The sequence below is a fragment of the Mycobacterium nebraskense genome (assembly GCF_002102255.1).
GTDB classification, from domain to species: domain Bacteria; phylum Actinomycetota; class Actinomycetes; order Mycobacteriales; family Mycobacteriaceae; genus Mycobacterium; species Mycobacterium nebraskense.
Genome location: NZ_LQPH01000148.1, coordinates 1 through 20,418 on the forward strand (window position 1 = coordinate 1; position 20,418 = coordinate 20,418).

At 67.4% G+C, this 20,418-nt stretch carries 20 protein-coding genes; 13 read left to right on the forward strand and 7 right to left on the reverse strand.

Going from position 1 to position 20,418, the window contains the following annotated elements; genetic code table 11:
• Nucleotides 1–326: 326 nt before the first annotated feature.
• The 4 genes from AWC17_RS20415 (at nt 327) to dnaE (ending at nt 6,378) form a co-directional block, all read left to right on the forward strand.
• Complete coding sequence (locus AWC17_RS20415) at nt 327–1,367, forward strand: SDR family NAD(P)-dependent oxidoreductase (protein WP_046186510.1); 1,041 nt, start codon at nt 327–329, stop codon at nt 1,365–1,367.
• 4 nt (nt 1,368–1,371) lie between these two features.
• Nucleotides 1,372–2,175: an SDR family NAD(P)-dependent oxidoreductase gene (locus AWC17_RS20420; RefSeq protein ID WP_085165035.1), complete on the forward strand. Its 804-nt coding sequence runs from the start codon at nt 1,372–1,374 to the stop codon at nt 2,173–2,175.
• Between the two features lie 85 nt (nt 2,176–2,260).
• Nucleotides 2,261–2,692: a type II toxin-antitoxin system Rv0910 family toxin gene (locus tag AWC17_RS20425; protein ID WP_046183837.1), complete on the forward strand. Its 432-nt coding sequence runs from the start codon at nt 2,261–2,263 to the stop codon at nt 2,690–2,692.
• A gap of 119 nt (nt 2,693–2,811) precedes the next feature.
• Nucleotides 2,812–6,378 (forward strand): DNA polymerase III subunit alpha, encoded by a 3,567-nt coding sequence (dnaE, locus tag AWC17_RS20430; RefSeq protein ID WP_046183838.1) that lies wholly within the window; start codon nt 2,812–2,814, stop codon nt 6,376–6,378.
• A gap of 82 nt (nt 6,379–6,460) precedes the next feature.
• Here dnaE and AWC17_RS20435 read toward each other — a convergent pair whose 3' ends face one another.
• The 4 genes from AWC17_RS20435 to AWC17_RS20450 form a co-directional block, all read right to left on the reverse strand.
• Nucleotides 6,461–6,823 (reverse strand): nitrile hydratase subunit beta, encoded by a 363-nt coding sequence (locus tag AWC17_RS20435; protein WP_046183839.1) that lies wholly within the window; start codon nt 6,821–6,823, stop codon nt 6,461–6,463.
• 10 nt (nt 6,824–6,833) lie between these two features.
• Entirely contained in the window at nt 6,834–7,550 is a 717-nt protein-coding gene (gene scnC / locus AWC17_RS20440) for a thiocyanate hydrolase subunit gamma (RefSeq protein ID WP_046183840.1), read from the reverse strand.
• A gap of 39 nt (nt 7,551–7,589) precedes the next feature.
• Nucleotides 7,590–8,390: an SH3-like domain-containing protein gene (locus tag AWC17_RS20445; protein WP_046183841.1), complete on the reverse strand. Its 801-nt coding sequence runs from the start codon at nt 8,388–8,390 to the stop codon at nt 7,590–7,592.
• A 128-nt stretch (nt 8,391–8,518) separates the two neighbouring features.
• Complete coding sequence (locus AWC17_RS20450; RefSeq protein WP_046183842.1) at nt 8,519–8,965, reverse strand: PPOX class F420-dependent oxidoreductase; 447 nt, start codon at nt 8,963–8,965, stop codon at nt 8,519–8,521.
• A 54-nt stretch (nt 8,966–9,019) separates the two neighbouring features.
• Here AWC17_RS20450 and AWC17_RS20455 point away from each other — a divergent pair, with 54 nt between their 5' ends.
• The 5 genes from AWC17_RS20455 to AWC17_RS20475 all read left to right on the forward strand — a co-directional run bounded on the left by AWC17_RS20455 (nt 9,020) and on the right by AWC17_RS20475 (nt 14,536).
• Nucleotides 9,020–9,409: a helix-turn-helix domain-containing protein gene (locus AWC17_RS20455; protein WP_046183843.1), complete on the forward strand. Its 390-nt coding sequence runs from the start codon at nt 9,020–9,022 to the stop codon at nt 9,407–9,409.
• Nucleotides 9,410–9,423: 14 nt separating this feature from the next.
• Nucleotides 9,424–9,903 carry a VOC family protein gene (locus tag AWC17_RS20460; RefSeq protein WP_046183844.1) on the forward strand — a complete coding sequence of 160 codons (480 nt, stop codon included), beginning with the start codon at nt 9,424–9,426 and terminating at the stop codon, nt 9,901–9,903.
• A gap of 60 nt (nt 9,904–9,963) precedes the next feature.
• Nucleotides 9,964–11,790, forward strand: a complete 1,827-nt coding sequence (gene fadD11 / locus AWC17_RS20465; RefSeq protein WP_046183845.1) for a fatty acid--CoA ligase FadD11 — start codon at nt 9,964–9,966, stop codon at nt 11,788–11,790.
• The gene (locus AWC17_RS20470; protein WP_085165037.1) at nt 11,787–13,679 is read left to right on the forward strand and encodes a lysophospholipid acyltransferase; all 1,893 of its coding nucleotides are present in this window, start codon (nt 11,787–11,789) and stop codon (nt 13,677–13,679) included. Before fadD11 ends, AWC17_RS20470 begins: the two co-directional genes overlap by 4 nt.
• Before the next feature lie 71 nt (nt 13,680–13,750).
• Nucleotides 13,751–14,536: a DUF6065 family protein gene (locus AWC17_RS20475; protein WP_046183855.1), complete on the forward strand. Its 786-nt coding sequence runs from the start codon at nt 13,751–13,753 to the stop codon at nt 14,534–14,536.
• A gap of 4 nt (nt 14,537–14,540) precedes the next feature.
• Here AWC17_RS20475 and AWC17_RS20480 read toward each other — a convergent pair whose 3' ends face one another.
• Nucleotides 14,541–15,986 (reverse strand): FAD-dependent oxidoreductase, encoded by a 1,446-nt coding sequence (locus AWC17_RS20480; RefSeq protein ID WP_046183847.1) that lies wholly within the window; start codon nt 15,984–15,986, stop codon nt 14,541–14,543.
• Complete coding sequence (locus AWC17_RS20485) at nt 15,983–16,390, reverse strand: hypothetical protein (protein WP_046183848.1); 408 nt, start codon at nt 16,388–16,390, stop codon at nt 15,983–15,985. Before AWC17_RS20485 ends, AWC17_RS20480 begins: the two co-directional genes overlap by 4 nt.
• Before the next feature lie 96 nt (nt 16,391–16,486).
• On the opposite strand from AWC17_RS20485, the gene AWC17_RS20490 reads away from it, so the two are divergent.
• The 4 genes from AWC17_RS20490 to AWC17_RS20505 are packed head-to-tail and all read left to right on the forward strand — an operon-like array spanning nt 16,487 to nt 19,770.
• Nucleotides 16,487–17,059 carry a TetR/AcrR family transcriptional regulator gene (locus tag AWC17_RS20490; RefSeq protein ID WP_046183849.1) on the forward strand — a complete coding sequence of 191 codons (573 nt, stop codon included), beginning with the start codon at nt 16,487–16,489 and terminating at the stop codon, nt 17,057–17,059.
• A gap of 10 nt (nt 17,060–17,069) precedes the next feature.
• Entirely contained in the window at nt 17,070–17,507 is a 438-nt protein-coding gene (locus AWC17_RS20495; RefSeq protein WP_046183850.1) for a nitroreductase family deazaflavin-dependent oxidoreductase, read from the forward strand.
• 38 nt (nt 17,508–17,545) lie between these two features.
• A complete protein-coding gene (gene ilvA / locus AWC17_RS20500) occupies nt 17,546–18,841 on the forward strand; it encodes a threonine ammonia-lyase (protein WP_046183851.1) in 1,296 nt (431 codons plus the stop codon).
• A 17-nt stretch (nt 18,842–18,858) separates the two neighbouring features.
• The gene (locus AWC17_RS20505; RefSeq protein ID WP_046183852.1) at nt 18,859–19,770 is read left to right on the forward strand and encodes a phosphatase PAP2 family protein; all 912 of its coding nucleotides are present in this window, start codon (nt 18,859–18,861) and stop codon (nt 19,768–19,770) included.
• Here AWC17_RS20505 and AWC17_RS20510 read toward each other — a convergent pair.
• On the reverse strand, nt 19,750–20,412 hold the full coding sequence (locus tag AWC17_RS20510; protein WP_046183853.1) for a pyridoxamine 5'-phosphate oxidase family protein: 663 nt from the start codon (nt 20,410–20,412) through the stop codon (nt 19,750–19,752). The genes AWC17_RS20505 and AWC17_RS20510 overlap by 21 nt on opposite strands.
• Nucleotides 20,413–20,418 lie beyond the last annotated feature (6 nt).

Genomic DNA, 20,418 nt, shown 5'->3' on the forward strand with positions numbered 1-20,418 from the left:
TCCAATTATCCCTTGCAGGACAGGCACTTTCGCGTATCTACACCCCGACACTCACAATAATCCACGAAAAATCCGGGTTAGTTCGCGATCACGCACGGATATCTTTGCGTAACAAGCGGATTGCCCACTCTTGACGGTTGCCTTCGCCGCGGCGTGAGCGGCGCGGCCCGCTTGCATGCGCGAAATCTGCATCGAGCCGCGGGGCTGATGTCCTAGGTTGGCTTAATGACGCAGGTCACATCATTCGCACGGCCCCACGAGGCGGTCGTGGTCAACGGCCAGGCCAACTGCGGTCGGGGGGCCGACATCATCAGGAGCGAAAGCCGATGAATCTTGGTGACATCACGAACTTGGTCGAAAAGCCGCTCGCGAACTTGGTGGAGAAGCCACTCGCGGCGGTGTCCCACATCGTCAACACCCCCAACTCCGCTGGGCGCTACCGGCCCTTCTATCTGAGGAATCTGCTCGACGCGGTGCAGGGCCGCACGCTCGACGAGGCCGTCGGGGGCAAGGTCGTCCTGATCACCGGGGGATCGTCGGGCATCGGCGAGGCCGCCGCGAAGCGGATCGCCGAAGCGGGCGGCACCGTGGTGCTGGTCGCGCGCACCCGGGAGAACCTGGAGAAGGTAGCCTCTGAAATCCGAGAGATCGGCGGCACCGCCCACGTCTACCCGTGCGACCTGTCCGACATGGACGCGATCGCCGCGATGGCCGATCAGGTGCTCAAGGACCTCGGGGGCGTCGACATCCTGATCAACAACGCGGGGCGGTCGATCCGGCGCTCGCTGGAACTGTCCTACGACCGGATCCACGACTATCAGCGGACGATGCAGCTGAACTACCTGGGCGCGGTCCAGCTCATCCTCAAATTCATCCCGGGGATGCGGGAACGCGGGTTCGGGCACATCATCAACGTCTCCTCGGTCGGCGTGCAGACCCGCGCGCCGCGCTTCGGCGCCTACATCGCCAGCAAGGCCGCCCTGGACAGCCTGTGCGATTCCCTGCAGGCCGAAACCGTGAACGACGACGTGAAGTTCACCACCGTCCACATGGCGCTGGTGCGCACCCCGATGATCAGCCCGACCACGCTCTACGACAAGTTCCCGGCGCTGACGCCGGATCAGGCGGCCGGGGTGATCGCGGACGCGATCGTGCACCGGCCCCGGCGGGCCAGCTCGCCGTTCGGGCAATTCGCCGCCGTCGCCGACGCCGTGAACCCGGCGGTGATGGACCGGGTGCGCAACCGCGCGTTCGCCATGTTCGGTGACTCCCACGCCGCCAAGGGCGACGAATCGGCAAGCGAATCACCGCAATTCGACAAACGCAGCGAGACGTTTGTGCGGGCCACTCGCGGGATACATTGGTGACATCATGAGCCTTCCCAAACCCGACATTGAGACCACCGTCGTCATCACCGGCGCCTCGTCCGGCATCGGCGCCGAACTGGCTCGCGGGCTGGCCCGCCGCGGCTTCCCGCTGCTGCTGGTCGCGCGGCGCCGGGAGCGCCTCGACGAACTCGCCAACGAGGTGGGCCAGGAATACTCGGTGGCGGTCGAGGTGCTGCCGCTGGACCTCGGCGATCCCACGGGCCGCGCGACGTTGGCGGACCGGCTGCGCGCCGAGCCGATCGCGGGCCTGTGCAACAGCGCCGGGTTCGGCACCAGCGGGGTCTTCCACGAGCTGCCGCTCGAGCGTGAATGCGAAGAGGTCACCCTCAACGCGCTGGCGCTGATGGAACTCACCCACGCGGTCCTGCCCGGCATGGTCGAGCGCGGTGCCGGAGCGGTGATGAACATCGCGTCGATCGCCGGTTTTCAGCCGGTGCCCTACATGGCGGTCTATTCGGCCACCAAGGCCTTCGTGCAGACCTTCTCCGAAGCCGTGCACGAGGAGCTGCACGGAACCGGGGTGTCCGTCACGTGTCTTTGCCCCGGGCCGGTGCCGACCGAGTGGGCCGAGATCGCCAACGCCGAGCGGTTCAGCATTCCCATCGCGCAAGTGTCGGCGCGCGACGTCGCCGAGGCGGCGATCGGCGGAATGCTGGCCGGCCGGCGCACCGTGGTGCCCGGCGTCGTGCCCAAGGTCGTCAGCACCGGCGGTAGATTCGCCCCGCGCAGCCTGCTGCTGCCGGGGATCCGGATCGGTAACCGCTTCCGCGGGGGACCCAAGCGCTGAGTCTTGCCGAGCGTCACGCCAGCGTGGCATTGAGCGCCGAGCATCACGCCAGCGTGGTGTTCGCGGGGGAGCAAGGAGGAATCGGGTGGCCGCTGTTGACCTGACCGCCGATATGCCGATGAGCCCGAAGGAGATGTGGGAGCACGTCTCCGACCTGTCGGACCTGGGCGACTGGCTGGTGATGCACGAGGGCTGGCGCAGTGATCTGCCCGAGGAGCTCGGCGAGGGCGCCCAGGTCGTGGGCGTGGCCCGGGCCAAGGGCTTCCGCAACCGGGTGACGTGGACGGTGACCACGTGGGACCCGCCGCATCAGGTCGCGCTGTCGGGGTCCGGCAAGGGCGGTGCCAGGTACGCCGTCACGCTCACCGTGCAGGCCGCCGCGGGTGGATCGACCCTCGGTCTGCGCCTTGAGCTGGGCGGGCGCGCGCTGTTCGGCCCGGTGGGTGCGGCGGCGGCCCGCGCCGTCAAAGGGGACGTGCAGAAGTCGCTGCAGCAGTTCGTCGAGCTGTACGGGTAGAAGCGTGGCGATCGCAAGCGCGGCGTAGCCGGGCGCGGCGGGTCGCCACGAATCAATAGCAGACACACTTCGCGACACGCCCGAAAGCCGTCGGTCCTCAGTCATAGACTGGCGTCCCTATGACCGGTTCGATTCCTCCTCACGCGAGCGTTCGTCGCGAGTCGTCGTTCGTGCACCTGCATAACCACACCGAGTACTCGATGCTGGATGGGGCCGCGAAGATCACGCCGATGCTGGCCGAGGTGGAGCGGCTGCAGATGCCCGCGGTCGGGATGACCGACCACGGAAACATGTTCGGCGCCAGCGAGTTCTACAACGCGGCGACGAAGGCCGGGATCAAGCCGATCATCGGGGTCGAGGCGTATATCGCTCCCGCTTCTCGCTTCGATACCCGGCGGATCCTGTGGGGTGATCCCAGCCAGAAGTCCGACGATGTCTCGGGCAGCGGCTCCTACACGCACCTGACGATGGTGGCCGAGAACGCCACCGGCCTGCGCAACCTGTTCAAGCTGTCCTCGCTGGCCTCCTTCGAGGGGCAGCTCGGCAAGTGGTCGCGGATGGACGCCGAGATCATCGCCGAACACGCCGAGGGCGTCATCGCCACCACCGGGTGCCCATCGGGTGAGGTGCAGACCCGTCTTCGGCTGGGGCAGGACCGCGAGGCGCTGGAGTCGGCCGCCAGGTGGCGCGAGATCTTCGGCGCCGACAACTACTTCCTCGAGCTGATGGACCACGGGCTGTCCATCGAGCAGCGGGTTCGCGAGGGCTTGCTCGAGATCGGCCGCAAGCTCGGCATCCCCCCGCTGGCCACCAACGACTGCCACTACGTCACCCGCGACGCCGCCCACAATCACGAGGCGCTGTTGTGCGTGCAGACCGGCAAGACGCTGTCGGATCCCAACCGTTTCAAGTTCGACGGCGACGGCTACTACCTGAAGTCGGCCGCCGAGATGCGCCAGCTGTGGGACGACCAGATTCCCGGCGCGTGCGACTCGACACTGTTGATCGCCGAGCGGGTGCAGTCCTACGACGACGTGTGGGCACCACGCGACCGGATGCCGATCTTCCCGGTGCCCGAGGGGCACGACCAGGCGACCTGGCTGCACCACGAGGTGATGGCGGGACTGCGGCGGCGTTTCCCGTCCGGCGTCGGCCAGGACTACATCGACCGGGCCGAATACGAGATCAAGGTCATCTGCGACAAGGGCTTCCCGTCGTACTTCCTGATCGTCGCCGACCTGATCAACTACGCGCGGTCGGTCGACATCCGGGTGGGGCCCGGGCGTGGCTCGGCGGCGGGCTCGCTGGTGGCCTACGCGCTGGGCATCACCAACATCGACCCCATTCCGCACGGTCTGCTGTTCGAGCGGTTCCTCAACCCCGAGCGTCCGTCGGCGCCCGACATCGATATCGACTTCGACGACCGCCGTCGCGGCGAGATGGTCCGCTACGCCGCCGACAAGTGGGGCCATGACCGCGTCGCCCAGGTCATCACCTTCGGCACCATCAAAACCAAAGCCGCGCTGAAGGATTCGGCGCGCATCCACTACGGCCAGCCCGGCTTCGCCATCGCCGACCGGATCACCAAGGCGTTGCCGCCGCCGATCATGGCCAAGGACATTTCGCTGTCGGGCATCACCGATCCGGCGCACGAGCGGTACAAAGAGGCCGCCGAGGTGCGCGGCCTGATCGAAACCGATCCGGACGTCCGCACCATCTACCAGACCGCGCGCGGCCTGGAGGGTCTGATCCGCAACGCCGGGGTGCACGCGTGCGCGGTGATCATGAGCAGCGAGCCGCTCACCGAGGCCATCCCGCTGTGGAAGCGGCCGCAGGACGGGGCCATCATCACCGGCTGGGACTACCCGTCGTGCGAGGCCATCGGCCTGCTGAAGATGGACTTCCTGGGCCTGCGCAACCTGACGATCATCGGCGACGCACTCGAGAACATCAAGGCCAACAGGGGCATTGACCTCGACCTGGAATCGGTGCCACTGGACGACAAGGCGACCTACGAGCTGCTGGGCCGCGGCGACACGCTGGGGGTGTTCCAGCTCGACGGCGGGCCGATGCGCGACCTGCTGCGCCGCATGCAGCCCACCGAGTTCAACGACATCGTTGCCGTGCTGGCGCTGTACCGTCCCGGCCCGATGGGCATGAACGCCCACAACGACTACGCCGACCGCAAGAACAACCGGCAGGCGATCAAGCCGATTCACCCGGAGCTCGAGGAACCGCTGCGCGAAATCCTTTCCGAGACGCACGGTCTGATCGTCTACCAAGAGCAGATCATGTTGATCGCCCAGAAGGTGGCCTCCTACACGATGGGTAAGGCCGATGCGCTGCGCAAGGCGATGGGCAAGAAGAAGCTCGAGGTGCTGGAGGCTGAGTACAAGGGCTTCTACGAAGGCATGACCGCGAACGGTTTCTCCGAGCGGGCCGTGAAAGCGTTGTGGGACACCATCCTTCCGTTCGCCGGATATGCGTTCAACAAGTCGCACGCCGCGGGCTACGGCCTGGTGTCCTACTGGACAGCCTATCTGAAGGCCAACTACCCGGCCGAGTACATGGCCGGCCTGTTGACCTCGGTGGGCGACGACAAGGACAAGGCCGCGGTCTATCTGGCCGACTGCCGCAAGCTTGGCATCATCGTGTTGCCGCCGGACGTCAACGAGTCCCTGGTGAACTTCGCGTCGGTCGGCCAGGACATCCGCTTCGGGCTGGGCGCGGTGCGCAACGTCGGCGCCAATGTGGTCGGTTCGCTGATCAACACCCGCAACGAGAAAGGGAAGTTCACCGACTTCTCGGACTACCTGAACAAGATCGACATCTCGGCGTGCAACAAGAAGGTCACCGAGTCGCTGATCAAGGCGGGCGCGTTCGACTCCCTGAGCCATGCCCGCAAGGGCCTCTTCCTGGTGCACACCGACGCCGTCGACTCGGTGCTGGGCACCAAAAAGGCCGAGGCGATGGGCCAATTCGATCTGTTCGGCGGCGATGACGGCTGCACCGAAGCGGTGTTCACCATCAAGGTGCCCGAAGACGAGTGGGAGGACAAACACAAGCTGGCGCTGGAGCGCGAGATGCTCGGCTTGTACGTGTCGGGGCACCCGCTCAACGGTGTGGCCCACCTGCTGGCCGCCCAGGTGGACACCCAGATCCCGGCCATCCTGGACGGCGACGTTGCCAATGAGACCCAGGTGCGGGTGGGCGGCATCCTGGCGTCGGTGAACCGGCGGGTCAACAAGAACGGAATGCCCTGGGCATCAGCGCAATTGGAAGACCTCACCGGCGGTATCGAGGTGATGTTCTTCCCGCACGCGTATTCCGCCTACGGCGCCGACATCACCGACGACGCGGTGGTGCTGATCAACGCCAAGGTGGCCATCCGCGACGACCGGATCAGCCTGATCGCCAATGAGCTTGTGGTGCCGGACTTTTCCAACGCCCAGCCGAACCGTCCGATCGCGGTCAGCCTGCCCACCCGGCAGTGCACCATCGACAAGGTCAGCGCGCTCAAGCAGGTGCTGGCGCGCCACCCCGGCACCTCTCAGGTGCATCTGCGGCTCATCAGCGGGGACCGGATCACCACGCTGGAACTCGATGCGTCGCTGCGGGTGACGCCCTCGCCCGCGTTGATGGGGGACCTCAAGGAGCTGCTCGGCCCGGGGTGCCTGGGCAGCTAGCTCGTGCTGATCTCGAAGCCGAGTGTGAAGTTAGTTTCACGCTGGTGCCCGAACGTGAAACTAACTTCACACTCGCGATTAACTACGCGTCGCCGGCCTGCAGCCGCACACGGACCATTTGCATGCGTTCAGCCAGCGCCGCCTCGTCGATGACATTCCTGGCAATGAGGGAGTGCGCCAGCGCGATGAGCTGGCTCTCCGGATACGGCAGGGCTGCGTACACCTCTTCGCCGAGGCGGTCCTCGTCATGTCGACGCGTCAGGAGCTCTAGTGCCGCTCCTTCCCTGTCGAGCGCCTCGCACATCCCGTCCAGGCTGGACTTCCAGGGCGGTACGGGATTGGTCACGCCGTATTTCTCCGCCATCACGGGCCACACCTGCTCTCGTTCAGCAACCTGCTGCAGCGTCGGCACCCGGACGGAAGTGACGTCGATTTCGGTAGACATCGCTTGGCCTTCAGTAGTTTTCGGCCGGACGGACCGCGGGGTGCACGGGGCGCTGTACGTCGGACGTCACCCCGGGCTTGGGAAGCGCGACGCCGATCATGCAGTCTCGCGTCACGATCTCGGCAAGCTGGTCCTCGCTCCAGTCCTCGGTCCCTTGCGGTCGGACCGGCAGCACGAGAAACCTGTGCTTGGAGTTGGAGTCCTCGACGCGGATCTCAACGGTTTCCGGGAGATAAAGGCCGAACTCCGCGAGGACCTGGCGTGGCCAGCGCACGATGCGACGTCGGTAGTTCGGTGTCCGGTACCACTCGGGCGAGTTTCCCAGGAGCGGGCGCGGATAGCACGAACACAGCGTGCACACGATCACGTGGTGCAGTGTTTCAGTGTCCTCGAGTACGTGTAATGCCGTGAAATCGCTGGGAGTTCCGAAGCCGGTGGGGTGGAGCCAGTCGATGCCCACCTCGCGGCTGGCGGCGATGCCATCGTCGAGGGCCAACCGCTTGAAATCCGGGTCCACCCAGGCCTTGGCGACAAACCGCGCACCGGGCGCCGGTCCCAGCTGCTCGACGAACTCGGTGTAGTGGCGGTGGTCTTCGGCGGTGAACAGCCCCTTCTCAATCGCCAGCTCACGCAGCGCGATTTCTAGCACCTCAAAGTCGGTGACCTCGTCGACCATCGGTGCTGCGTGGCGTTCGGGTTGGTCGGCCGCCTCGACGTGCTCTGTCATCTCGCCATCCTGATCATCGGGTGATAGTGCTGATTCGGGCTAGGTAGCCGGCTGCAGCCACCGTTCCGATATCTCCGCTTGGAGTGTGTCGTTCGGGCAACCCGTGTAGGGCTCCCACAGGTCGGTCATCCTGAAGCGGACAATGTAGAACCACTCCGGCTGCTGGTCTTCGCGGTCGAAGGCCTCGTCTTCGGAGGCCAGGCTCTCGTACGACACCTTGACGACCGTGCCCGGCTTGCCCCGCAGGTACTCCTGGGTGCGCGTGTAGAAGATGGTTGGCAGATCCCGCACCAACACCGGGTCGCCGACCGCGAACCGGGCCGCGCCGGCCGTGCCAGCGAAAAACTGCGGATCTCCCTTGCCGAGCGCCTCGATGTGATGGCGGTTCCGGGTCACCGCCCTCGCGTCGCCGGAGGTGCGGGGCAGGGGCTCCAATAACCCGCCGCCCGCGCGCTCGCGAACTTCGCCGGCCCGTTCGATCAGCTCACCGAGCGTGATGTGCCGCTTGTCGACGAGGCAGCGGGCCACGGCCAAAACCCAACGGCCGTAGTAAGGGAAGCCGAGATACTGCATCCTTCCGACATCGACGTTGCCGAGCCGCCTGCGTTCCTCGGATGTCCAGATACCCCGCCAGCCGAGGACCTCGCACGTCACAAACGTGTTGAGTTCCCACTGCTCCTCCTCTTTCTCCTCAAAGACCGCCGGGGCATCCGGCTCGCCGCCTACGTCGTGCGGCGTCTTCATTAAGGCGCGAAAGAGGTTGTGGTCTATCTCGTCCGGATAGGCCCAGTCCCGCAGCTGGTGAAACGCGACCCGCAGTTGGCTGACGAAGTCACCCATCACAGAATTCGCCACGACCGCGCCCCTCAAAGTAGAAGCGAGAGTGCTTGACTCACGACACCGTAACACTGGAGGCGCAAGCGTGCGTGGCTAAGAATTCAGCGGAAAGGTTCGGTCTTCTCCCGGGGTCATGGCACATCCACCCGGACGATGACGCTGTCGGCCCAAACGCCGCGGTCGCGTGCGCGGCTCAGCTTCTCGCGCACGCACAGGCCTTGGTGAACGTTGGTGATGCCCGGGACCTTGATCAACGGCACGATGTTCCATTGCCAGCCATACCGTTTGCGCAGGATGCGGTTGGCCCGCTCGGCGTCGGCACCCGACAGGATGGTGGCCCGGCCCGCCACCGTCATCGCGCCCGGCCGGACCCGCCCGCGATAGTCGCACGCGGTGAGTTCAACGTCGCGGTGCGCGGTCAGCCTCCTGGTCTTCGGCCCCACCTTGGTGCGGAACAGCAGCGCGTCGCCGTCCAGCCCGAACCAGATCGGGGTGTCGACGGGCGTGCCGTCGCGGCGGAACGATCGGAGTAGCGCGTAGCGTGCGGTGCTCAAATCGGCGGGTGAACGTGTGTGCATGGTCCCAGTCAACGACTTAGAGTTGGCTCTAAGTCAAGTGCCGAAGGAGGCCCGATGGGTACACGGCTGACGATCGGCGAGGTGGCACGCCAAGCCGGGGTCGCGGCGACCACGCTGCGCTACTACGAACAAATCGGGCTGGTGCCGCCGCCGGGGCGGTTGGGCGGCCAGCGCCGCTATGACGATTCGGTGCTGGCCCGGCTCGAGGTGATCCGGCTCTGCAAATCGGCCGGCTTTGCGCTGGAGGAGATTCAGCTGCTGTTCGCCGACGACGCACCGGGCCGGCCGGCCAGCCGCGCGCTGGCCGAGGCGAAACTCGCCGAGATTGACGCGCAAATGGAGTCGCTGGCCCGGGCGCGAGCCGTCATCGAATGGGGTATGCGGTGCACGTGTCCGTCAATTGACTCGTGTACCTGTGGGATTCACACCGCTGTGCCCGCCTGAGCAAAGGAGCGCCCATGAGCCAGCCGCACCCCATCGCCCTGCAGAACTTCTCGCACGTCTGCATCGGTGTCTCCGACATCGAGGCCTCCCTGGCGTTCTACACGGCGGTGCTCGGCATGGACGTCGTGTTCGACGTCGAGCTCGACGGGGCCGGCCTGGATTCGGTGACCGGCGGGGCCGCGCAGCGGGGCCGCATGGTCGGCGGGCTGATCGGCGCCGCCATGGTCGAGCTGCTGTCGTTGGGCGCCGTCCCCGAGTGCCCGAGCGGGCCGCACCTGGGCTACACCAACATCTCGTTCCGGGTCGATAACCTCGACGCCTGCTACGACGCCCTCCGGAGCGAGCACCCCGGCGTCCGGGCCGAGCCGCCCGTCGATATCGGCGGCGTCCGGATGTTCTTCATCTACGACCCCGACGGCACCCCCATCGAACTCTTGGAACTACCCGCCGGCATATCGAGCACGCTGCAGCTCTGGCGTCCGGATCCGGCGTGATCTGTTCCGCGTCTCCGACCACGGACGTACGCTCACGAAGGCAGAGCTGAGAGGACACAAATGACGACAGCCGAGCGCCCGGTCACCTTGTGCGAGGCTTTCCAGCGCAGCGCGTCGATCGATCCGGATGCCGTCGCGCTCCGGACGCCCGGCGACACGCAGACGATGACGTGGCGCGAGCTCGCGGCGCAGGTGCGGAAGGTAGCCGCCGGCCTGGCCGGCTTGGGGGTCGGGCGGGGCGACACGGTGTCGCTGATGATGGCCAACCGAATCGAGTTCTACCCGTTCGAGATAGGCGCCCAACACCTGGGCGCCACTTCGTTTTCGGTGTACAACACGCTGCCCGCCGAGCAGCTGACCTACCTGTTCGACAACGCCGGCACCCGGGTCGCGATCTGCGAGGAGCAGTACGTGGACCGCATCCGCGCGAGCGGCGCATCCATCGAGCACATCGTCTGCATCGACGGTTCACCGCCCGGCACCATCTCGGTGGACGACGTGTACGCCGCCGCGCAGGACGATTTCGACTTCGAGGCGACCTGGCGGGCGGTGCGGCCCGACGACGTCGTCACGCTCATCTACACCTCCGGGACCACCGGAAATCCCAAGGGTGTGGAGATGACCCACGCCAACCTGCTTTTCGAGGCGTACGCCCTCAACGCGATCCTCCCGTCCCAGTTCGGTGACCGGGTCACGTCGTATCTCCCGACGGCGCACATCGCCGACCGGGTGATGGGTCTGTACGCGTTGGAAGTGTTCGGCGCCCAGGTCACGGTGGTCTCTGATGCCCGAGCCATCGCCGCCGCGCTGCCCGACGTGCGGCCCACGGTGTGGGCCGGGGTTCCGCGCGTGTGGGAAAAGCTCAAGGCCGGAATAGAATTCGCCGTCGGCAACGAGGCGGACGAGGTCAAGCGTCAGGCGCTGCAGTGGGCGATGTCGGTGGCCGGCAAGCGCGCCGCCGCCTTGGTGGCCGGCGAGGCCATGTCGGACGAGTTGGCCGCCGAATGGGCCCAGGCCGACGAGCTTGTGCTGTCCAAGCTGCGCGAACGGCTCGGCTTGAGCGAACTCCGTTGGGCCGTCTCCGGCGCGGCCCCGATCCCCAAGGAGACCCTGGCGTTCTTCGCCGGCATCGGAATCCCGATCGCTGAGGTCTGGGGGATGTCGGAGCTGAGCTGCGCCGCCACCGTCAGCCATCCCCGCGACGCGCGCCTGGGCACCGTCGGCAAGCTGCTGCCCGGGCTCGAGGGCAGGATCGCCGATGACGGCGAGTACCTGGTGCGCGGTCCGCTGGTGATGAAGGGCTACCGCAAGGAACCCGCCAAGACCGCGGAGGCCATCGACGCCGACGGCTGGCTGCACACCGGCGACATCATCGAAGTCGACGACGAGGGCTACCTGAGGATCATCGACCGCAAGAAGGAATTGATCATCAACGCCGCGGGAAAGAACATGTCGCCGGCCAACATTGAGAACACCGTCCTGGCCGCGTGTCCGATGGTCGGCGTGATGATCACGATCGGTGACGGGCGGCCGTACAACTCCGCGCTCATGGTCTTCGACGCCGAATCGGTCGCTCCCTACGCGGCCCAGCACGGCCTGGCCGACGCGTCGCCCGCGGCCCTGGCTGCCCATCCGGACGTGATTGCCCGGATCGCCGCGGGCGTGGCCGAGGGCAACGCCAAACTGTCACGGGTGGAACAGATCAAACGCTTCCGGATACTGCCGTCACTCTGGGAGCCCGGGGGAGACGAGATCACGCTGACCATGAAGCTCAAGCGCAAGCCGATCATGACGAAGTACGCGAGCGAGATCGAGGAACTCTACGCGCCCGAATTACCCCCGGACGTGCACGAGCCTTCGGCGACCGCGACGGTGCAGCCGGCATGAGCGGGGGACCGGGGGCGACCGCGCGCGAGTTCGGACGGGCAGGAGTGCGAAAGCTGCTGCAGCGCACCGGGATTGTCGAGGAGTCGGCGACACCCCTGACGACCGACCCGGAGGAGGTTGTCCAGCTGCTCGCCGCCCCGTGGTATGACGAGCGGCTGAGCGGGCTGGCCGACGAGCTCGGGCGCAACCTGGCCAATGTGCGCGCCGAGGCCGCATGCTACCTACGGGAGATGGCGCCCTCGCTGGACGAGCGGGCCGTCACGGCCTGGCGCAGCTTCAGTCGTTGGCTGATGCGGGCCTACGACGTGCTGGTGGACGAGGACCAGATCGCGCAGCTGCGCAAACTGGATCGTAAAGCGACGCTGGCGTTTGCCTTTTCGCATCGCTCCTATCTGGACGGCCTGCTGCTGCCGGAGGTGATTCAGGCCAATCGGCTCTCGCCCGCCCTCACCTTCGGCGGCGCCAATCTGAACTTCTTCCCGATGGGGACGTGGGCCAAGCGCACCGGCACGATCTTCATCCGGCGCCAGACCAAAGACATTCCCGTATACCGCTTCGTGTTACGCGCCTACGCCGCCCAGCTGGTGCAAAATCACGCGAACCTCACCTGGTCGATCGAAGGCGGCCGCACCCGGACCGGCAAGCTGCGGCCGCCGGTCTACGGGATCCTGCGCTACATCAGTGACGCCGTCGACGAAATCGACGGCCCGGAGGTGTATTTGGTGCCCACCTCGATCGTTTACGACCAGCTGCACGAGGTGGAGGCGATGACCACCGAGGCCTACGGCGCGACGAAGCGGCCCGAGGACTTCCGTTTCCTGATCCGGCTGGCCCGGCAGCAGGGCGAGCGGCTCGGCCGCGCCTACCTGGACTTCGGCGAACCGCTGCCGCTGCGCAAGCGCCTCGAGGAGCTGCGCGCCGAGGAGTCCGGAACGGGCACCGAGATCGAACGCATCGCGCTGGACGTCGAGCACAGGATCAACCGCGCCACCCCGGTCACCCCCACCGCGGTGGTGAGCCTCGCACTCCTGGGTGCCGACCGCTCGTTGTCCATCAGCGAGGTGCTGGCCACCGTACGGCCACTGGCGAGCTACATCGCGGCGCGGAACTGGACGGTGGCGGGCGCCGCCGACCTGACGAACCGCTCGACCATCCGCTGGACGCTGCATCAGCTCGTCGCCTCGGGCGTGGTCAGCGTCTACGACGCCGGCACCGAACCGGTCTGGGGCATCGGCGCGGACCAGCACCTGGTGGCGGCGTTCTACCGCAACACAGCCATTCACATCGTGGTCGACCGCGCGATCGCCGAGACGGCGTTGCTGGCCGCCATCGAAGACGCGGAGGCTTCGGTGGACGGTTTGGTGTTGCCGACGACCGTGCGCGACGAGGCGCTGAGCCTGCGCGAATTGCTGAAATTCGAGTTCCTGTTCTCGGCGCGCGCGCAGTTCGAGAAGGAACTCGCCGACGAAGTGCGCCTGATCGGGCGGGTGGAAGACACCAGCAAGGCGGCCAGCGCAGCCGACATACGCGGCCTGTTAGAGAAGGCCGACCTGCTGCTGGCCCACCTGGTGCTACGGCCGTTCCTGGATGCCTACCACATCGTCGCCGACCGGCTGGGCGCCTACGAGGACGAATCATTCGACGAGAACGCGTTTCTCACCGAATGCCTCGAGGTCGGCAAACAGTGGGAGCTGCAACGCAGGATGGCCAGCGCCGAATCCAGGTCGATGGAGTTGTTCAAGACCGCGCTGCGGTTGGCCCGGCATCGCGAGCTGGTGGACGGCTTTGAGGACCTGGATATCGCCCAGCGACGGCGCGAGTTCGCCGACGAGATCGCCACGGCCGTCCGGCGGGTCAATACCATCGCGAGCCTGGCCGGGACGCGGTAGACCTTTCGCCGACCGGCACACTGGGTAGTGGTTTGGACACCGTCTGCGGCAAGCAGCGAATTGAGGAGTCGATGACTGAGAAGTCCGGCGGGCAGACGCGCCCGTTGATCGCGTTCACCACCCAGGACAACGCGCCGCCGATAGCACCGGCCCCCATCAGCCGGCCGTGGATGTCGGAGATGCGGAACGGTTGGCCGAATCGGTGCTTGCCGATGCTCATCGCCAACCAGAGTGGCTGGGAGCTGCGCAATCCGTGCGCATTCACCGCCACGTGGATGGGCGGGGACGAAAGCATGGGGGTGCTGATCGCACCCGACCGGCGCGACGCCGGTCAGCTGCTGCCCTTCAGCCACTTCGGTCACGGCATCTTGACCTGGCATCTGCCGATGCTGTTTCGCACCCCGCCCGGATATAACCTGTTGGTCCGCGGGCCGGCGAACTACCCGAAGGACGCCGTGTCGCCGTTGGAGGGCATAGTCGAGACCGATTGGGCCACATCGAGTTTCAGCATGAGCTGGCAGATCACCCGCAAGATGATGCCGGTGCGGTTCGACGTCGACGAGCCGATCTGCATGATCGTCCCGCAGCGCCGGGGCGAGCTTGAGGAGTTCGCCCCGGAAACCAGGCCGATCGAGTCCGATGAGGAAGTGCGCCGTAAACACGAGTTCTTCCTTCGTTCGCGCAACGAGCTGGGGCAGGCCCAGGCCGCGACCAACACGGCCCTGGGCGAGCGAGTGCCGTGGCAGGGCGACTACACGCGCGGCAGGCATGCCGACGGCGAGGCCGGGGCGCCCGATCACCAGACGCGCATCCACCTTCGCCCGTTTGTCGAGTCGCAACGCGAGACGCAGCCGTAGCCGATCACCCCGCGCGCGTCGCGGCCGGCTCGACGATTCGCGCCGGTGCATGGGCCGAAGACCCGGCCCAGCCGATGTATCCGTCGGGACGGACCAGCACCGCCGGTCCGCTGTCGGTCCGCTCCGCCTGCAGCATCCCGGGAGCCTCGACCGGCGGGGTGCCGCGTTCCCGCACCAGGACGAACGCTCCGGTGCGCTGCAATTCGGTCAACCGTCCCTCGACGAGCGGGATCTGCGTGGCGCGGGTGCCGACCAGCCCGCGGCGACCGTAGCGCAGCGTCGTGCCCGCGAAACTGCCCGCCACCAGGTCCCGCACCGCCGGAATCCGAAGGAGCCTGGGCGCCAACAGGTTACGCAACCACCGTGCGGGCCGCGGATGCAGTGTCGCGGCGCGGGCCAATAGTCCGGACTGCAACAGCACGCGCTTGCCGATCGGGTGGCGTTCGGCCTGGTAGGTGTCCAGCAGGCCCTCGTCGGCGCCGCCGAGCACCGCGTCGATCTTCCAGGCCAGGTTGGCGGCGTCCTGAATGCCGGTGTTCATGCCCTGGCCGCCCATGGGGGAGTGCACGTGCGCGGCGTCGCCGGCCAGGAACACCCGCCCGTGGCGGTATTGCTCGACTTGCCTTTCGTCGCAATGGAATCGGGACTTCCAGCTGACCTCGATCACGCCGTAGTCGGTGCGCATGCCCCGGGCGAGGACGTCGACGATCTCGGCGTTCTCGACAGGCTCGTTGTCGGGCACCTGGTGACCGCGGTCCCACACCATGGCGCGATACCACGAGCCGTCCGGGTCGTGGCGGCCATAGGGGGCCAGAAAACCCAGGACGTCACCGGGGGCCGCGACCGTCAGGCCCCCGCCGGTAGGTCCGTGGGCCAGCTTGACGTCGGCCAGCATGATCGACGTCAACACCGTCTTGCCGGGAAAGCCGGCGCCCACCAACGTTCGAACGGTGCTGTGCGCACCGTCGGCGCCGATTACGTACCGCGACCGCCACGTCTGGCGGTGGGCGGGATCGTCGTCGTCCTTGGGCCCGGCGGTGACGCTCACGCCATCGGCGTCCTGGTCGAGCGCGATCACCTGGGTACCACGCCGGATGTCCGCGCCCTCGGCGAGCGCATAGCGGCGCAGCGCCGCATCCACGTTCGTCTGCGGGGCGACCAACACGAACGGGTAGGGCGAGTCGAGATGGGTCAGGTCGATCTGCGCCCCGGCGAACAGCCGCACGCGCGGCGCGTGGTACCCGAGCGCCAACACGTCGTCGGCCAGGCCGCGCGCGCCGAGCACTTCCAGCGTGCGCGCCATGGTGGCGAACGCGCGGCTCGACGGGTTCTCGGTCGGCCAGCGTTCCAGCACGGTGACCGACCGCCCGGCGCGAGCCAGGTCACCCGCAGCGGTCAGGCCCGTGGGGCCCGCCCCCACAACCAGCACGTCGACTTCGTGGTCGGTCATCGCGCCGCTCCCTCCGGCTGCGGGTACCAGCGGCGGATGTCGCCGGGCGTGGGCTGCGCCGCGCGATTGAAGACGAAGCGGCAGCCGGGCTGGGTCGCGTGCGCGAGGTTGACGATCGACTCGAACAGCAGGGTGTTGCCGGCGACCAGGCGAACCCCGGCCCCGATCAGCACCGCGTCGTAGCGCTTGGCGTCCAGCCATTGCCGGGCTTTGTCGACGCCCGCCGCGCCGAAGTCGATCAGGCAGTTGTCGACGTCGTAGCCGGCGGCGCGCAACGCCGCGACGTTGTCGTCGTTGGCCGCCCGCAGCGTGTCCTTCGACAGCCCCGGGAACTGCGCGAAATCCGGCGACGAGTAGTCGATGACGTCGGGATCGAGCCCGATCTGGATGACGGTCACGGTCATGGGAGGACCTCCTCGGCAATTGAGTTCAACAACTGTTGAACTCAACGGTAGGTCCGGCCCCTGGCCGTGTCAACAGTTGTTGAATACAATCCGGTGATGCCCGCGAAAGCCCGCGACGGGAAGGTCACCCGCGCCACGATCCTGCGCGCCGCGCGCGCCCAGTTCTCTACCCAAGGCTTCGAGCGGACCACCATTCGCTCGATCGCCTCGGAGGCCGGCGTGGACCCCGCGCTCGTCATGCACTATTTCGGCAGCAAGGCGGACCTGTTCGCCGCCGTGTCGCGGCTCGAGGTCAGTTTTCCCGATCTCTCCGGTGTCGACCCCGAGCGCCTCGCGGACGTGCTGGTGCCGCTGTTCGTCCAGGTATGGGATCCGCACGGCTCGTTCCTGCCGCTGCTGCGGGCGGCCGCGACGAATCGCACGGCCGCCGACACGCTGCTTTCGGTTTTCGTCGAGCAGGTGGCGCCGGCGCTGGCCATCGTCACTCCCGACCGCGCCGTCGAGCGGGCCGCGCTGGTGGGTTCACAGGTGCTGGGAATCGCGATGGCCCGCTACGTCGTCGGGGTGCCGGCGCTGGCCGAGATGGACGACGCGACGCTCACCGAATGGGTGCGTCCGGTGCTCGCGCGCTATCTGACGGGTCCGGCGCCCTCGGGGCCCGCCGCATAGAGTTGGTGGCATGCCACTTTCAGGGGAATACGCGCCGAGCCCATGGGATTGGTCCCGCGAGCAGGCCGAGAAGTACGAGCAGTCGGGCGGGACCGAGGCCACGGACATGAAGGGGAAACCCATCATCCTGCTGACGACGGTCGGGGCCAAGACCGGCAAGCTTCGCAAGACCCCGCTGATGCGGGTCGAGCACGACGGCGAGTACGCGATCGTCGCCTCACTCGGCGGGGCTCCGAAGCACCCCGTCTGGTACCACAACGTCGTCAAGAACCCCCGCGTCGAGCTGCAGGACGGCGGCACCACCCGCGAATACGACGCTCGCGAGGTGTTCGGCGACGAGAAGGCGGCCTGGTGGGAGCGCGCCGTCGAGGCCTGGCCGGACTACGCCGGATACCAGACCAAGACGGACCGGCAGATCCCGGTGTTCGTGCTGACCCCGGTCGGCTGAATTCCGGGGTTGGTCGGCTGGCATGGCACCATTGATCAGTGTCCGCCGAATTGAGCCAGAGCCCGAGCGTCTCGCCGCTGTGCGCGGCTGACATCGACAGCGCGGCCAAGCGGATCGCCGCGGTGGTCACGCCGACCCCGCTGCAGTACAGCGACCGGTTGTCGGCGATCACCGGCGCGCAGGTCTACCTCAAGCGCGAAGACCTGCAGGTCGTGCGCTCCTACAAGCTGCGTGGGGCCTACAACCTGCTGGTGCAGCTGTCCGACGAGGAGCTGGCCGCGGGGGTGGTGTGTTCGTCGGCGGGCAATCACGCGCAGGGTTTCGCCTATGCGTGCCGGACGCTGGGGGTGCACGGCCGCGTCTATGTGCCCGCCAAGACTCCCCAGCAAAAGCGGGACCGAATCCGCTACCACGGCGGTGAGTTCATCGACCTGATCGTGGGCGGAAGGACCTATGACCTGGCCGCCGAGGCCGCGTTGGCCGACGTCGAACGCACCGGCGCCACGCTGGTGCCCCCGTATGACGACCTGCGCACCATCGCCGGTCAGGGCACCATCGCCGTCGAGCTACTGGATCAACTGGACAAGCTTGGCGTTGGGGAACCGGACCTGGTGGTGGTCCCCGTGGGCGGTGGCGGCTGCATCGCCGGCATCACCACCTACCTGGCCGAGCGGACGACGAACACGTCGGTGCTGGGCGTTGAACCGGCCGGGGCCGCGGCGATGATGGCCGCGCTGGCCGCCGGTGAGCCGGTGACGCTCGACCACGTCGACCAGTTCGTCGACGGCGCCGCGGTGCGGCGCGCGGGGACGCTGACGTATGCCGCACTGGCGGCCGCCGGTGACATGGTGTCGATCACCGCGATCGACGAGGGAGCGGTGTGCACCGCGATGCTGGACCTCTATCAGAACGAGGGCATCATCGCCGAGCCCGCGGGCGCGCTGTCGATCGCCGGGCTGCTGGAGGCTGACATCGAGCCCGGCTCCACCGTGGTGTGCCTCATCTCGGGCGGCAACAACGACGTGTCGCGTTACGGCGAGGTGCTGGAGCGCTCGCTGGTCCACCTCGGCCTCAAGCACTACTTCCTGGTGGACTTCCCGCAGGAGCCCGGCGCGTTGCGCCGTTTCCTCGACGAGGTGCTCGGGCCCGACGACGACATCACGTTGTTCGAGTACATCAAGCGCAACAACCGCGAGACCGGCGAGGCGCTGGTGGGCATCCAGTTGGCGTCGTCGGCCGACCTGGACGGCCTGCTGGCGCGGATGCGGGCGACGGAGATGCACGTCGAACGCCTCGAGCCCGGCTCACCGGCCTACCGCTACCTGCTGCTTTAAACCCCGGGCCGCGGTACATGGACCAGCAGTATGGACCCGGTACTGGCGGTTTCGGCCTGGTCAGCGCCGGCCTTATAGGTTCGCTCGTGCTGCTTGCGTGGGCGGCGATTTGGGCTGCTCGGCGCGTACCTCCGTTACGGAGGCTCGGGGAGAGGTTGTCCAACTCCGCCGTGATCGGCAAAACGCTGACATGGGTGAGTGACCGGATCGGCGACAGGGGGCGGTCGCTGGCCCGTCGGTGGGCCGCGAGCGAGGTCGCCGGTGTCGCATTGCTTCTCGGGCTAGCCGTGGTAGTGGCGCTGGCGGTCGGCTTTACCGAAGTGCTCGACGACGTGCTCGAGGGCGACGGCATCGCCGGAATCGACCAACCGGTGACTCGGTGGCTGGCGGCCCACCGTGATCTGTGGCTGACCACCACCCTGCGGGCGGTCACTCTCGCGGGCGGGCCCCTTTTTCTGGCTGCGCTCGCCTTCCCGATCTCCGTTGCTGCCGGTTGCCGGTGCAGGTCATGGCGGCCCGTGGTGCTTGCTCTGGTTGGTGGCGGTGGGGTTTCGTTGATGCTCTTCGCCGCCAAAGCCTTGGTAGGTCGAAAACGCCCGCCGCTGCCGTTCGCCCTCATCGACGCGGACGGGTATTCGTTTCCCTCCGGACACGCAACCGGCACCGTCGCGATCATGGTCGTCGCTGCGTGGATGCTGACCCGCTGGCTGATCCCCTGGTGGACCGGGCGCGTGATGGTATGGACCATCGCGATCGGCTCGGCGTTCCTGATCGGGTTCTCGCGTGTCTATCTGGGAGTCCATTACGTCAGCGATGTGCTCGCCGGCTGGATGCTGGGCATGGCCTGGGCCGGCACCGTCATGCTCGTCGGAACCTGGTGGGACAACACCCGGCGTGCACCCCGCAGCTCAGGGTCGGCGCTTCCTTAGGTACGGCGGCACCGGAGTGCCGGGATCCAGATCGCCGGCCGGAATCGGCGCCCCGGCCGCCACGCTCAGCGGCACCACGCCGGCCCAGTGCGGCAGCGCGCAATCCTCCGGATCGTCCACCGGCCCGCCGGTGCGCACCTTGGCCGACACCTCCACGAGGTCGAGCGCGAGTACCCCGGTCGCAGCCAGCTCGCGCGGGTTCGGGGTTCGGCAGTCAGCGGCGCGCCCGGGCGCGATGTGATCGAGCAGGCCGGCCAGCGCCCGCAGTTTTTCGGCCGCGTCGTCGACGACGCGCGCCGCGCCGAGCACGACCACGGAGCGGAAGTTCACCGAATGGTGCATGGCGGAGCGCGCCAGCACCAGCCCGTCGACCAGGGTGACGGTGACGCACACGGGCAGGCCCGATGACGCCGCGCAGGCCGCGAGCAGGGGACCGCCGCCCGTGGACCCGTGCAGGTACAGAGTCTCGCCGAGGCGGGCGTGCGTGGTCGGCAAAACCACCGGCCGGCCGGCGTTGAGGTAGCCCAGGTGGCAGATCAGCGACTCATCGAGGATCTGGTGGACGGTCTGGCGGTCGTAGTGCGCGCGCTCCCGGTAGCGCGTGGGCGTCGTACGCTGCGTCGGCTCATATCCGGTCTGCATGGCTTT